This is a genomic window from Bacteroides sp. RCH18 (assembly GCF_058231005.1).
In genome coordinates, this window is record NZ_JBIPTC010000001.1 from 3,592,136 (window position 1) to 3,605,853 (window position 13,718).

At 41.9% G+C, this 13,718-nt stretch carries 7 protein-coding genes; 4 read left to right on the forward strand and 3 right to left on the reverse strand.

Features of this window, described 5'->3' with window-relative positions:
* Nucleotide 1 precedes the first annotated feature (1 nt).
* The 3 genes from ACHLI0_RS14005 to ACHLI0_RS14015 are packed head-to-tail and all read left to right on the forward strand — an operon-like array spanning nt 2 to nt 4,996.
* The gene (locus ACHLI0_RS14005; RefSeq protein ID WP_413555382.1) at nt 2-1,450 is read left to right on the forward strand and encodes a lipopolysaccharide biosynthesis protein; all 1,449 of its coding nucleotides are present in this window, start codon (nt 2-4) and stop codon (nt 1,448-1,450) included.
* 2 nt (nt 1,451-1,452) lie between these two features.
* Entirely contained in the window at nt 1,453-2,808 is a 1,356-nt protein-coding gene (locus ACHLI0_RS14010; RefSeq protein WP_008762895.1) for a TIGR00341 family protein, read from the forward strand.
* Nucleotides 2,809-2,854: 46 nt separating this feature from the next.
* The gene (locus ACHLI0_RS14015; protein WP_490749407.1) at nt 2,855-4,996 is read left to right on the forward strand and encodes a S46 family peptidase; all 2,142 of its coding nucleotides are present in this window, start codon (nt 2,855-2,857) and stop codon (nt 4,994-4,996) included.
* Nucleotides 4,997-5,032: 36 nt separating this feature from the next.
* On the opposite strand, the gene ACHLI0_RS14020 is transcribed toward ACHLI0_RS14015, so the two are convergent.
* Nucleotides 5,033-5,899, reverse strand: a complete 867-nt coding sequence (locus ACHLI0_RS14020) for a DMT family transporter (RefSeq protein WP_490749408.1) — start codon at nt 5,897-5,899, stop codon at nt 5,033-5,035.
* A gap of 203 nt (nt 5,900-6,102) precedes the next feature.
* Here ACHLI0_RS14020 and ACHLI0_RS14025 point away from each other — a divergent pair, with 203 nt between their 5' ends.
* Nucleotides 6,103-10,368 carry a glycoside hydrolase family 2 TIM barrel-domain containing protein gene (locus ACHLI0_RS14025; protein WP_490749409.1) on the forward strand — a complete coding sequence of 1,422 codons (4,266 nt, stop codon included), beginning with the start codon at nt 6,103-6,105 and terminating at the stop codon, nt 10,366-10,368.
* Between the two features lie 102 nt (nt 10,369-10,470).
* Here ACHLI0_RS14025 and ACHLI0_RS14030 read toward each other — a convergent pair whose 3' ends face one another.
* Nucleotides 10,471-12,423, reverse strand: coding sequence for a glycoside hydrolase family 97 protein (locus ACHLI0_RS14030; RefSeq protein WP_490749410.1), 1,953 nt, complete (start codon nt 12,421-12,423; stop codon nt 10,471-10,473).
* A gap of 275 nt (nt 12,424-12,698) precedes the next feature.
* Nucleotides 12,699-13,703 (reverse strand): DUF4973 domain-containing protein, encoded by a 1,005-nt coding sequence (locus ACHLI0_RS14035; protein WP_008762898.1) that lies wholly within the window; start codon nt 13,701-13,703, stop codon nt 12,699-12,701.
* Nucleotides 13,704-13,718: the final 15 nt, after the last annotated feature.

A 13,718-nucleotide genomic window follows, 5' to 3' on the forward strand; every position in this document is an offset into this window, starting at 1 on the left:
CATGGCAGAACTAAAGTCATTGGCAAAGGACACTGCGATTTATGGTGCCAGCAGTATTATTGGTAAGTTTCTGAACTATTTTCTGGTACCGATTTATACTTTTTCACTTCCTGCTGCTTCCGGAGGATATGGAGTGATCACCAAGATGTATGCTATTGTGGCGTTATTGCTCGTAGTGCTAACCTTCGGAATGGAAACCGGCTTTTTCCGTTTTGCCAATAAAGGAGATGACGATCCGAAGAAGGTATATTCTGTTTCGTTATTGATGGTAGGGGGCGTATCGCTCCTGTTTTTGCTGTTGTGTCTGGTCTTCCTCAATCCTATTGCAGGGCTGATGGGGTATAGTGAACATCCATGGTATCTGGGCATGATGCTGATTGTACTGGCTATGGATGCCATTCAGGCTATTCCGTTTGCTTATCTTCGTTATAAGAAACGTCCTATCAAGTTTGCCGGACTGAAACTCTTATTTATATTTGTCAGTATCTTGCTGAATATCCTTTATTTTGTTGTCATGAAAGGCGATGACGTAGGGGTAGCCTTTCTTATTAATCTGATCTGTTCTTTTGTTGTAATGCTCGGGCTGATACCTGAATTCCGTGAATTCCGCTATTGTCCTGACCGTTTGCTGATGAAGCGGATGTTATATTATTCATTCCCTATTCTGATATTAGGGGTGGCAGGCATTGTGAATCAGGTTGGAGACAAGATTATTTTTCCTTTTGTCTACCCCGATAAGGTGGAAGCGGATGTACAGTTGGGCATTTACAGTGCAGCTACTAAGATAGCCATGATAATGGCAATGATCACGCAGGCTTTCCGCTTCGCATACGAGCCTTTTGTCTTTGGCAAAAGTAAGGATAAGGATAATAAGCGAATCTATGCGCAGGCAATGAAGTTCTTCATCATCTTTACGCTGCTGGCTTTCCTGGCAGTCATGTTTTATCTGGATATTTTACGTTATATCATAGCAGAAGACTATTGGGAGGGACTCAAGGTAGTTCCCATCGTGATGATTGCGGAGATGTTTATGGGGATTTATTTTAATCTCTCGTTTTGGTATAAACTGACGGATGACACCAGATGGGGGGCATATTTCTCCATTATAGCCTGTCTGACTGTTGTTCTGATGAATATCTTCCTGATCCCTGTATATGGGTATGTAGCTTGCGCATGGGCGGGTTTTACCGGATATGCCATAGCTATGTTGCTTTCTTATTTTGTCGGTCAGAAGAAATATCCTGTTGCTTATGATCTGCGTGGAATAGGTTGTTATGTAGGCTTAGCTATTATTCTGTATCTGATTGGTGAATGGACGCCGATTCATAATACAGTCTTGCTTCTTGCATTCCGCACAGTCCTTCTGCTACTATTTATTGCTTATATTATCAAACGGGACCTGCCTCTGAGTCAGATTCCTGTTATTAACCGGATTATAAAAAAGAAATGACTATGAAGACAGATGAACGGAATAAGTTTGCGATCAAGTCGTTCCTGGGTGAATACCTGGACTTGAAAAAGGATAAAGACAATGAAATGGAAACCGTTGACTCTATCCGAAAAGGAGTAGAATTCAAAGGAGCTAATTTGTGGATTCTTATTTTTGCCATCTTTATGGCATCACTGGGATTGAATGTCAACTCTACGGCAGTGATTATCGGTGCCATGTTGATTTCACCGTTGATGGGACCTATCATGGGTGTCGGACTTTCTGTCGGTTTGAATGATTTCGAGTTGATGAAACGTTCTTTGAAGAGCTTCCTCATCACGACTGCTTTCAGTGTGACGACGGCAACCATCTTCTTTCTTTTCACTCCTATTGCCGAAGCACAATCGGAGCTGTTGGCGCGTACTTCGCCTACGATTTATGACGTATTCATCGCACTTTTCGGTGGTTTGGCGGGAGTTGTCGCCCTGTCTACCAAAGAGAAGGGAAATGTGATTCCGGGAGTTGCCATTGCTACGGCGTTGATGCCTCCCCTTTGTACGGCAGGTTATGGCCTGGCATCGGGCAATCTGGTTTATTTTCTGGGTGCTTTCTACCTCTACTTTATCAACTCCGTATTTATCAGTCTGGCTACCTTCATCGGTGTGCGGGTGATGCACTTCCAGCGTAAGGAATTTGTGGATAAGGCACGCGAGAAGATGGTGCGTAAATACATCATTCTGATTGTTGTGCTGACGATGTGCCCGGCTGTTTATCTGACGTTCGGCATCATTAAAAGTACTTTTTATGAGACGGCAGCCAATCGGTTTATCAATGAGCAGTTGAACTTTGAGAATACGCAGGTACTTGATAAGAAGATCAGTTATGAGCATAAAGACATCCGAGTAGTTCTGATCGGTCCCGAAGTTCCGGATGCTTCGATATCCATTGCCCGTAGCAAACTGAAAGAATACAAGCTGGAAGAAACAAAGCTGACTGTACTGCAAGGGATGAATAATGAGGCGGTAGATGTCTCTTCCATTCGTGCCATGGTAATGGAGGACTTTTATAAAAACAGCGAACAACGCCTGCAGGAACAGCAGAAAAAGATTACCCGACTGGAAGAAAACCTCGCTCAATATAAAGAGTACGATACGATGGGACGTACTTTAGTGCCCGAATTGAAGGTGCTTTATCCTTCCATCACTTCGCTTTCTATCGCTCACTCGCTGGAAACACGGGTAGACTCGATGAAAACGGATACAGTGACACTGGCTGTTTTGAAATTTGGCAAACATCCATCAGTTGCCGAGAAGGAGAAAATCAGCGCATGGCTGAAAGCACGGGTGGGAGCGAAGAAGTTGAGGCTCATTACCGAATAATGATACCCGGATTGATCATAGAATATATAAATCTAAAAATAATAGCATGAAACTCAGACTAACCGCAATGATTCTCCTCTCCCTTTGCCTGTCACAGGCATTTGCTGACGAGGGAATGTGGCTATTGGGGAACCTTCGCAAGAACAAACAGGCGGAACGGGTGATGAAGGAACTCGGTTTGCAGATGCCTGTAAATAAACTGTATAATCCGAAGAAGCCGGCTTTGGCAAATGCCGTTGTCAGTTTCGGTGGATTTTGTTCGGGAGTGGTGGTTTCCGAAGATGGTCTGGTGTTTACCAATCATCACTGTGGTTTCAGCAGTATCCAGCAGCATTCTTCCGTAGAACATGATTATCTGAAGGATGGTTTTGTAGCCCGCAATCTTGGTGAAGAACTGCCGAATCCTGAATTATATGTCCGTTTCCTTCTTCGTACGGAGGATGTGACCAAGCGTGTGCTTTCGGCTGCCAAACATGCTCATACGGAAAGTGAACGTCGGGTAGTTGTCGACTCTGTCATGAATGTAATCGGCATGGAAGTATCAGAGAAGGACTCTACGCTGACGGGAATTGTCGATGCGTATTACGCCGGAAACGAGTTTTGGCTTTCTGTCTACCGTGATTTTAATGATGTCCGGCTGGTTTTTGCTCCTCCTTCTTCAGTCGGCAAGTTCGGGTGGGACACGGACAACTGGATGTGGCCTCGCCATACAGGTGACTTCAGCGTTTTCCGTATTTATGCCAACAAACAGAACGGACCGGCGGATTATTCACCTGAGAACGTCCCTTATCGTCCGGAATACGTAGCTCCTATCTCATTGGATGGATACAAGGAAGGCTCTTTCTGTATGACTCTCGGATATCCAGGCAGTACGGAGCGCTATCTCTCTTCGTATGGGATCGAAGAAATGATGAACGGCATTAATCAGGCTATGATCGATGTGCGTGGGGTAAAACAGGCTATCTGGAAGCGGGAAATGGATCGCCATCCGGATATCCGTATCAAGTATGCTTCTAAATACGATGAAAGTTCCAACTACTGGAAAAACAGCATAGGAACCAATAAAGCCATCCGGCACCTGAAAGTGCTGGAAAAGAAGCGCGCAGCAGAAGCAGCCCTCCGGGACTGGATTCAGTCTCATCCGGAAGAAAGGGAGAAACTGATTCGCCTGTTCTCTTCTCTGGAACTGAATTATAATAATCGTAGGGAAACAAACCGTGCCCTTGCTTACTTCGGGGAGTCGTTCATTAATGGTCCCGAACTGGTTCAGCTGGCACTCGAAATTCTGAACTTCGATTTTGAGGCCGAAGAGAAGTTGGTCGTTACCCGTATGAAGAAGTTACTGGAGAAATACGATAACCTGAATCTGTCTATTGATAAGGAAGTATTTGCGGCCATGCTCAAAGAGTACCGGTCCAAAGTGGATAAGAAATACCTACCGGCGATGTATCTGCAAATAGACACATTGTATAACGGAAATGTCCAGACTTATGTAGACTCTTTGTATGCTACCTCTCAAATCACTTCCCCGAAGGGACTGAAGCGCTTCCTTGAACGTGACACGACCTATAATCTCATTGAGGACCCTGCCATTTCTTTAAGCCTCGACCTGATAGTGAAATACTATGAGATGAATCAGAGCGTCTCGGAGGCTTCCGAACAAATAGAGCAGGATGAACGCCTGTTCAATGCCGCTATGCGTCGTATGTATGCCGACCGTAACTTCTATCCTGATGCTAATTCCACCATGCGCCTTAGTTTTGGTACAGTCTGCGGATATTCTCCTTTTGACGGGGCTACCTTCAGTTATTATACGACAGTAAAAGGCATTTTCGAGAAAGTAAAGGAACACGCAGGCGATATTGACTTTGCTGTTCAACCGGATCTTCTGGCTTTACTCTCTTCCGGTGATTTCGGCAGATATGCCGATGAAAAGGGAGATATGAACGTTTGTTTTATCTCAAATAATGATATTACGGGAGGAAATTCCGGCAGTGCCATGTTCAATGCGAAAGGGGAATTGCTTGGCCTTGCTTTTGACGGCAATTGGGAAGCGATGAGTAGTGACATTGTCTTTGAACCGGACTTGCAGCGTTGTATCGGAGTAGATGTGCGCTACATGCTTTTCATTATGGAAAAGTATGGAAAGGCTGCTAACCTTATCGAGGAACTGAAATTAACCCGCTGAAACGGAAAACAAAACAATCTTATAGGAAGGCTGCTCTTATCGTTTCAGTATAATTACCATTACAGCAACGATAATCAGTGCAATGCCTACGCCAATGCTTGTGGTGAATGCTTCTCCAAAGAGGAAGATGCCTACACATACGGCAGTTACCGGCTCCATAGCTCCCAATACAGAGGTGAGTGTGGAGCCGATGCTTTTTACTGCTCTGACCAGTGCAAGATTGGAAACGACGGTCGGGATCAATGCCAGCAAGATTAGATTTCCGGCAGTATGCCATTCGCTGATAGGCTGAAGATGGCTGATACTGCTGGTTCCGATAAACAGAAGGATTCCTCCGAAAAGAAATACATAGAAAGTGAGCAGTAATCCTTTCATCCGGCCGATCTTTAACTGGCTCATTGTGACAAGGTACAGTGCATATCCCAATGCTGATAAAAGAACGATGAAAAGGCCGAAAAATGAGAAACTTCCTGTCTCTGTATTTCCACCGGATAAGAAGTAGACACCTATCACGGCAGAGGCGATGGCGGCTATCCGCCAACCGGACTTTTTTTCTTTGAAGAATAGCATCATGACCAGGGTAGTCAGTACCGGATACATGAAGTGAATGGTGGTAGCTACACCGCTTGCCATAAACTTATATCCCCAGAACAGGAAGACGGCAGACATCAGATAAAGTATCGCAAGTAGGAGCAGGGAAGGAATGTCCCGTCTGCTGATTCGAAAGGATTGCCCGTTGATCAGCAGAATCCCGCCTAATGCCATACATGCAAACAGGAAGCGATAGAAGAGTATCGATTCGAATTGCATGCCCGCCTGCATGGCAGGAATGGTGAATAGGGGGATAAGCCCAAAAGAGGCCGACGAAAGCAGACCGTACAGGAAACCGTTGACTTTATTCATAGTTAAGTATATATTCGGTGTGCAAAGATATAGCTTTTTTAGGGTATTTATTCAAGGATTGTCATCTAACGTCAGGGATTCATATAATAATGTCGCGAATATGTGAGGAATACTCGTCTGAACGCACTATTTTTGTAAACGAAAGTTCTTGGAACAATTTATCATGATAAAACATTGAATTACCTACTAACTAATCCTATTTTATGAGAAGAAAAATCATGTCTGGTGTAATGGCTACATTTCTGTTAATGCCATTCTCCGCCTTAGCTCAAACGACAGAACAGCCTGAGTGGTGCAACGAGTATGTTTCGGGAGTCAATAAGGAAGAAGCAGTTCAGATTGCTATTCCTTTTACTGATGAACAACAAGCAATGAATCTGACTATTGAAGAGTCACCTTATTACAAAACGCTGAATGGAATATGGAAATTTCACTGGGTGGCTGATCCGAAAGACCGACCGCAGGATTTCTGTAAACCGGAATATGATGTAAGCCAATGGGATAATATTAAAGTCCCTGCAACTTGGCAGATAGAGGCCGTAAGACATAATAAAAACTGGGATAAGCCCTTATATTGCAATGTGATTTATCCTTTTTGTGAGTGGGATTGGAAAAAGATTCAGTGGCCTAATGTAATTCAACCTCGTCCGTCTAACTATACTTTTGCAACGATGCCTAATCCTGTCGGTAGTTATCGCAGGGAGTTTATATTGCCAGATTCATGGAAAGGGCGTGATGTCTTTATTCGTTTTAATGGGGTAGAAGCCGGTTTTTATATTTGGGTGAATGGTAAAAAGGTCGGCTATTCGGAGGACAGCTACCTGCCTGCCGAATTTAATCTGACTCCTTATCTGAAAGCTGGAAAGAATGTTCTTGCTGTCGAGGTGTATCGCTTTACAGATGGTAGCTTTCTGGAGTGTCAGGATTTCTGGCGTTTCAGTGGTATATTCAGAGATGTATTTCTGTGGTCGGCTCCTAAAACGCAAATCAGAGACTTCTTCTTCCGTACGGATTTAGACAAGGAGTATAAAAATGCATCCGTCTCTCTGGATATAGATATTACAGGTAAAAAAAGTAATAACGAGATTCAAGTGAAGGTGACGGATCAGAATGGTAAAGAGATTGCTACCCAAAATGCGCGTGCTGTAACGGGAACGAATAAACTTCAGTTTGAGGTTGTGAATCCTTTGAAATGGACGGCAGAAACGCCCCACCTTTATAATCTCACTATTCTTTTGAAGCAAAAAGGGAAAACTGTAGATATTCGTAGTGTCAAGGTCGGTTTTCGTAAGATTGAACTAGCGCAAGATGGTCGGCTGTTGATTAATGGAAAATCAACTTTGTTTAAGGGAGTTGACAGACACGACCATAGTTCGGAGAATGGTCGTACGGTATCTAAAGAAGAAATGGAAAAAGATGTGCAGTTGATGAAGTCATTGAATATTAATGCTGTACGTACTTCTCATTATCCTAATAATCCTTATTTCTATGATTTATGTGACAGATATGGTATATATGTTCTTTCCGAAGCCAATGTAGAATGCCATGGTCTTATGGCATTGTCCTCTGAACCTTCATGGGTGAAAGCATTTACGGAACGCAGTGAGAATATGGTGCGACGCTATAAAAATCATGCTTCTATAGTCATGTGGTCGTTGGGCAACGAATCCGGTAATGGCATTAACTTTAAATCTGCTGCAGAGGCTGTTAAGAAACTCGATGATACCCGTCCTACTCACTATGAAGGTAATAGCTCTTATTGCGATGTAACCAGTTCTATGTACCCCGATGTGCAATGGCTGGAAAGCGTAGGGAAGGAGCGTTTACAGAAATTCCAGAATGGAGAAACGGTCAAACCTCATGTGGTTTGTGAATATGCTCATGCGATGGGTAATTCAATCGGGAATTTCAAGGAATATTGGGAAACTTATGAGCGCTATCCTGCACTTGTCGGTGGCTTTATTTGGGACTGGGTAGATCAAAGTATTAAGATGCCTGCTCCGGATGGTTCCGGTTATTATATGGCCTTCGGAGGAGATTTTGGAGATACACCGAATGACGGTAATTTTTGCACGAATGGCGTAATCTTTTCCGATCGTACATACTCTGTCAAGGCATACGAGGTGAAAAAAATACATCAGCCTGTATGGGTTGAGGCTATGGGAAATGGGACGTATAAACTGACTAATAAGAGATTTCATGCAGGGTTGGATGACTTATATGGAAGGTATGAGATTGAAGAGGATGGAAAAGTTGTATTCTCGGCTAATCTGGAAGAATTGTCCTTGAACGCACAGGACAGTAAGGTCATTACTATAGCTGATAATCAGATCAATAAAATTCCGGGAGCCGAATACTTTATAAAGTTCCGCTTCTGTCAAAAGCAAGATACTGAATGGGAAAAGGCCGGATATGAGGTAGCATCAGAGCAATTCAAACTTTCTGATAGTGCGAAGCCTGTATTTAAAGCAGGAGAAGGTAGTATTGATCTGATAGAGACTGATGATGCATATCTGGTAAAAAGCTCGCAGTTTGAAGCGTCTTTTTCAAAGCAGCAGGGAACGATCTCTTCTTATACATTAAATGAAGTGCCCATGATTAGCAAAGGGTTGGAATTGAATGCTTTCCGTGCTCCTACTGATAATGATAAGCAAGTGGATGGTGACTGGTATCAGAAAGGCTTGTATCAGATGACTCTTGAACCTGGACATTGGAATGTGAGGAAAGAAGATAATAAGGTAACTCTGCAGATAGAGAATCTATATCGAGGAAAAACGGGTTTTGATTATCGAACTAATATAGAATATACGGTGGCTGCCGATGGTTCTATTTTGGTTAATAGCACTATTATTCCTTCAACAAAAGGTGTAATTATTCCCCGTATTGGTTATCGTATGGAACTTCCGGAAGGCTTTGAACGCATGCGTTGGTATGGTCGCGGACCGTTGGAAAACTATGTTGACCGAAAAGATGCCACTTACGTAGGCGTGTATGATGAGTTAGTATCTGACCAATGGGTGAACTATGTCAGAGCACAGGAAATGGGTAATCGCGAGGATTTGCGTTGGATTTCAATAACCAATCCTGATGGAATAGGCTTTGTCTTTATTGCAGGTGATAAGATGTCTGCTTCTGCTTTGCATGCTACAGCGCAGGATATGGTTGACCCTGCCAATCATCGCAGGTTGCTTCATAAGTATGAAGTACCGATGCGTAAAGAAACTGTTCTTTGTCTGGATGCTAATCAGCGTCCGCTTGGTAATGCCAGTTGTGGTCCTGGCCCGATGCAAAAGTATGAACTTCGTTCTCAGCCTACTGTTTTCAGTTTTATCATACTACCTTTGGAGAGAAGTTATTCGACAGAAGAACTTATAAGGAAGGCACGCGTACAGATGCCCGTATGTATGCCTGTATTGATAGAAAGAGATAACAATGGTTATTTGAATTTAAAGACTAATACTCCCGGAGCTACTGTTCATTATAGTCTGAATGGCGGAGAAGAGAAGATATATACTGAACCTTTCGAATTTATTTCTGGTGGTCATGTGGAAGCATATGCCGTTTCAGAACAATTAGGAAAAAGTGCGGGAACTTCAGCTGAATTTCCGATATATGTGGATCGTTCACTGTGGAAAATTGTATCAGTTAGTAGTGAGAATGGGGGTGAAGAGGCCCGTAACGCAATCGATGGTGATCTGAATACTATCTGGCATAGTCGGTGGAATGATCCTGTGGCTAAACATCCCCACGAAATAGTAGTGGATATGTCTTCATCACTTGAGATTGATAAGTTTATTTATCAACCTCGTAACTCTGAGAACGGACGTATCAAGGACTATGAGCTCTATTTCAGTAAAGATGGAAAGAACTGGGACAACAAGACTAAAGGTCGTTTTGAAAATTCATCTTCTGCACAGTTTGTAACATTGGAGAAACCAATTGTGGCACGTTACTTTAAATTGATTGCTTTATCTGAAATTTATGGTCGGGATTGGGCTTCGGCAGCAGAATTAAATGTCAATGTAGTCCGTAATTTATCGGGTGCATCTGAAGAGAGACAGAAGGTTGTATATGTGGATAGTGATGCTGATGGAAGTATGAAATTGGCTGCGGATGGTGATATTAATACATTCTGGCATACGGTACATAACCAGTTCTATCTGGCTCCTTATCCTCATGAGATACAGATTGCATTAGCTAAAGAAACTACAGTAAAAGGTCTTAAATATACGCCTCGTCAGGATTCTTCGGAAGGTAGAATCGGTAAATATGAAGTGTATATCAGTCATGATGGCAAAGAGTGGGGAAAGGCTGTGGCTTCTGGTACATTTGCCGATTCAAAGGAAGTACAGACAGTTGAATTTAATCCATGTAAAGCACGTTATGTAAAACTTCAAGCTCTGTCTGCTGTCATTAAAGAGGCTAAGATGGCTGCTGTGGCAGAGTTAGAGGTTCTCTTGGCTGAATAGGAAAAGCGATAAAGAGTGTTATGAAAAAGAGAGACTGCCTCATTTTTTGATTGGAGGCAGTCTCTTTTTTATGGGAGATATCTTGATTTCTACAGTATAGGCTTATTCGAGAACAGCTGCAAACCCACCATTTCTAGCCATTTTGACAGAAAGCTTTTGATTCTTATTCATTGCTGCCGATTTCATACGGTAATCCATGGCCTGATATCCTGCATTTATTCCATCCTCAAACGAGGTTACACGGTAGGTCTTGCCATCTTTCAGGAAGTCGAGATTTATTTCAAATTCTCTTTCATTTTCCTTATCATTAGTCATCCCACCAATAAACCATTTCTCTCCTTTACGCTTCGCAACGATTACATATTCACCTACTTTGGCTTCCAGAACAACTGTTTCATCCCATGTTACAGGTACTTGGGTAATGAAACGAGTGCAATCTTCATTGCGGTAATATAAGGTCGGATTGTCTGCCAACATTTGTAAACCGCTTTCGAATATGACAAATAAAGCCATTTGGTATGCACGGGTACCGATACTTGCAGAGTTAGGACGTTCGGAACGATAGATATTCGGTTGCATACTGATCATAGCTCCAGGAGTGTAATCCATAGGGCCTACCGCATTTCTCATGAAAGGCAAGTAGATGCTATTCTCCGGCTTACAGCCTCCCATTTGTTCCATACCTCTGACCCCTTCATAGGATAATACATTGGGATACTTGTATTCCAGTCCGGCCGGCTTGAATGATCCATGGAAGTCAACAAATAAATGATGTCTGGCTGCTTCTTGGGCTACTCGTTCGTAGTAGTTAACCATCCATTGATCGCTGCGGTCCATGAAGTCTATTTTTACTCCCTTTATTCCCCATTCATTGAATGTTTTGAAAAGGTCAAAATTCTTTTCTACTGTTAACCAAGTCAGCCAAAGGACAATACCCACATTCTTTTCTTTTCCATAACGAATCAGCTCATGAAGGTCTACGTCCGGATTAGGAGTGTAAGGATCGCGTGTACTCTTGGCCCATCCTTCATCCATAATAATGTAAGGGATTCCGAACTTGGATGCGAAATCAATGAAGTATTTGTATGTTTCCAAATTACAACCAGCTTTAAAGGTTACATCTTGCCCATACGGGGTTGCTCCGTTCCACCATTCCCAACTTACTTGCCCTGGTTTTATCCATGACACATCTTCTAACTGATTCTTATCAGCCAGTTTATAGGTCATAGTGTTCTCAACTAATTGCTTGTCTTCCTTGGTAATGACAAAGTAGCGCCATGGAAAGTTCCTTTTTCCACTTGTTTTAGCGATATATTCCGCTTCTTTTTCGATTTTGAGGCTGCGGTCTCCGTCTTCACCAAATGCAAGGGGGACTTTTGGAAAAATAGAGGATATGCCATTGGTCCCGTTTCCTTTCAGAAACATGCAAGGATAGTCCGACAGATCAGATTCACTGATTAGTATCTTATATGATTTACGTGTATCAATGAGAACTGGAAGTACGGACATTTTATCCGATGGTTTCCATGAGTGACTGGAAATGTGTGTGTACGGCTCTTCATAAGCTGTTTTGAACCCTCCCGGCTGTTGGAGATGTAATAAATAGTCTGCCGGGAATTGCAATGAAAGGTCTTCTCCCAATACTTCGATTTCTCCTTTTTGGCGGGTGATAAAACGATAGGCTATTCCATCGTTAAAAGCACGGAATTCTACTGAGTAGTTTCCTTTAAAATTGAGTAGAAGTTGGTTATATTCGTTATTGATCGTTGAAAATTTCAGTGGAACGACAGGGGTTAAGGTTTCTTTTATTTTGTTCTGTTTTTGTCCGGACAGTTTGGGATGTTCGCCCAATATTTTATCTTTTAGTTTAAGTTGGAGATAATTGTCTTTCAACAGAACTTCATCATTGCAGGCTACGTCATAGTAGATTTTGTCGGTGAGGCGGACGGATACTTTTATTTCTCCGTTTGGGGAACTTAATTCTACATTCTTTTGTGCTTGTGCATGTAGCACTAATCCACAAATAAATAGGAATAATAAGAGTAACTTTCTCATTGTTTTAGATCATCAATATGTTATATTTATAATATGAGTTATTTCTTTATGAATTAAATTTGCCAAATATAAGTATTTTTAATCTAAGTAAGGCTGTTTATGAATAAAAAGTGACACTTATAGCGAAGTTGCTAACTAAGCTAAGTGTCACTTTTTATTTGGCAATAATTATTCTTTCTCCAATCAGATTGAGCATATAGTTTAAATGCTCCTTAGTATAGAATCAAACCATTGACTTGATATATTTCATTGAGTAGGGATATAATATTGCATTTTTACCATTGAATAGCTTGGTCTTGGTCTGGTATTAGAGTATTAATCTTTCGTTCCATGAGCAATGAACCGCTAGCTCTGTACGAAGTAGGAACATTGGATGAGGTTACGTCATCATAACTATATTCCATTCTTAATACATGATAACGATGCAATAGATAAGGCTGATTTGTATCCATTTCATCCCAAATCTCATAGGTAGGATTACCTATTATTTGGAAATTTATTGCCGGGTTGGTAGCTGTTATTGTCAGATTACCTGTTTTTTTTGTTTCAGTTTCTTCTATAGGTTTTTCGAACTTGACATTAATTTTGTAAGTTTCCCGGTCGATTGAGTTATCTTCCTTCGTTCCGACATAGAAAAATACTGTATTTTCATCAACGACGTGTGCTCTTCGATTATCAACTACTAATGGATCGTCATTAGAGCCAGCAAAATAAATATTCATTGCTGTTGCAGAATAATTGCCTGAGTAATCATTATATGGCAAAACATGGAGTAATGCTTTACGCCAGCCTTTCCGTTTATTGGTCACATATGAAGGATCTTCTTCAACGGTCAGAGGTAATACCCATTCTTTTGACAGGTTTAGTCCAGAAAACTTAAATTTGATAGGGAATAATTCCTTTCTTGTGCCTGCAGGCATATAGCAGGTAGGTGCTGTAAATTCATAGTTTTGCTCAGGTAATAATTCATACCATAAATCTTTTCTCAACTCATGGTAGTTGGCTAGATTTAGAGCAACCAGCGTGTCTGGGTCCACAGCAATACGAACATTCAAGTCTCTATCTAATGGGGTTGATCCGCTGACTAGCACCGGGAGATCATATACAACTTCTCCGTTAGGTTTGTATCGTACATAGATATCAGACACCTCTTCACTGCCTATAGGTGCTTTCAAGGAGATCATATGTGAATAAAGTTCGTCTTTCCATTCGTCATTACATGCACTAAAGAAAGATAGTGCAGCAAACATTGTAACTATATAAATTATTCTTCTTTTCATTTTTATCTTCTTTTT

Bases quoted from the DNA above. Each gene is read 5' to 3' on its own strand.
- ACHLI0_RS14005 (WP_413555382.1), top strand. From the start codon at position 2: ATGGCAGAACTAAAGTCATTGGCAAAGGACACTGCGATTTATGGTGCC.
- ACHLI0_RS14010 (WP_008762895.1), top strand. From the start codon at position 1,453: ATGAAGACAGATGAACGGAATAAGTTTGCGATCAAGTCGTTCCTGGGT.
- ACHLI0_RS14015 (WP_490749407.1), top strand. From the start codon at position 2,855: ATGAAACTCAGACTAACCGCAATGATTCTCCTCTCCCTTTGCCTGTCA.
- ACHLI0_RS14020 (WP_490749408.1), bottom strand. From the start codon at position 5,899: ATGAATAAAGTCAACGGTTTCCTGTACGGTCTGCTTTCGTCGGCCTCT.
- ACHLI0_RS14025 (WP_490749409.1), top strand. From the start codon at position 6,103: ATGAGAAGAAAAATCATGTCTGGTGTAATGGCTACATTTCTGTTAATG.
- ACHLI0_RS14030 (WP_490749410.1), bottom strand. From the start codon at position 12,423: ATGAGAAAGTTACTCTTATTATTCCTATTTATTTGTGGATTAGTGCTA.
- ACHLI0_RS14035 (WP_008762898.1), bottom strand. From the start codon at position 13,703: ATGAAAAGAAGAATAATTTATATAGTTACAATGTTTGCTGCACTATCT.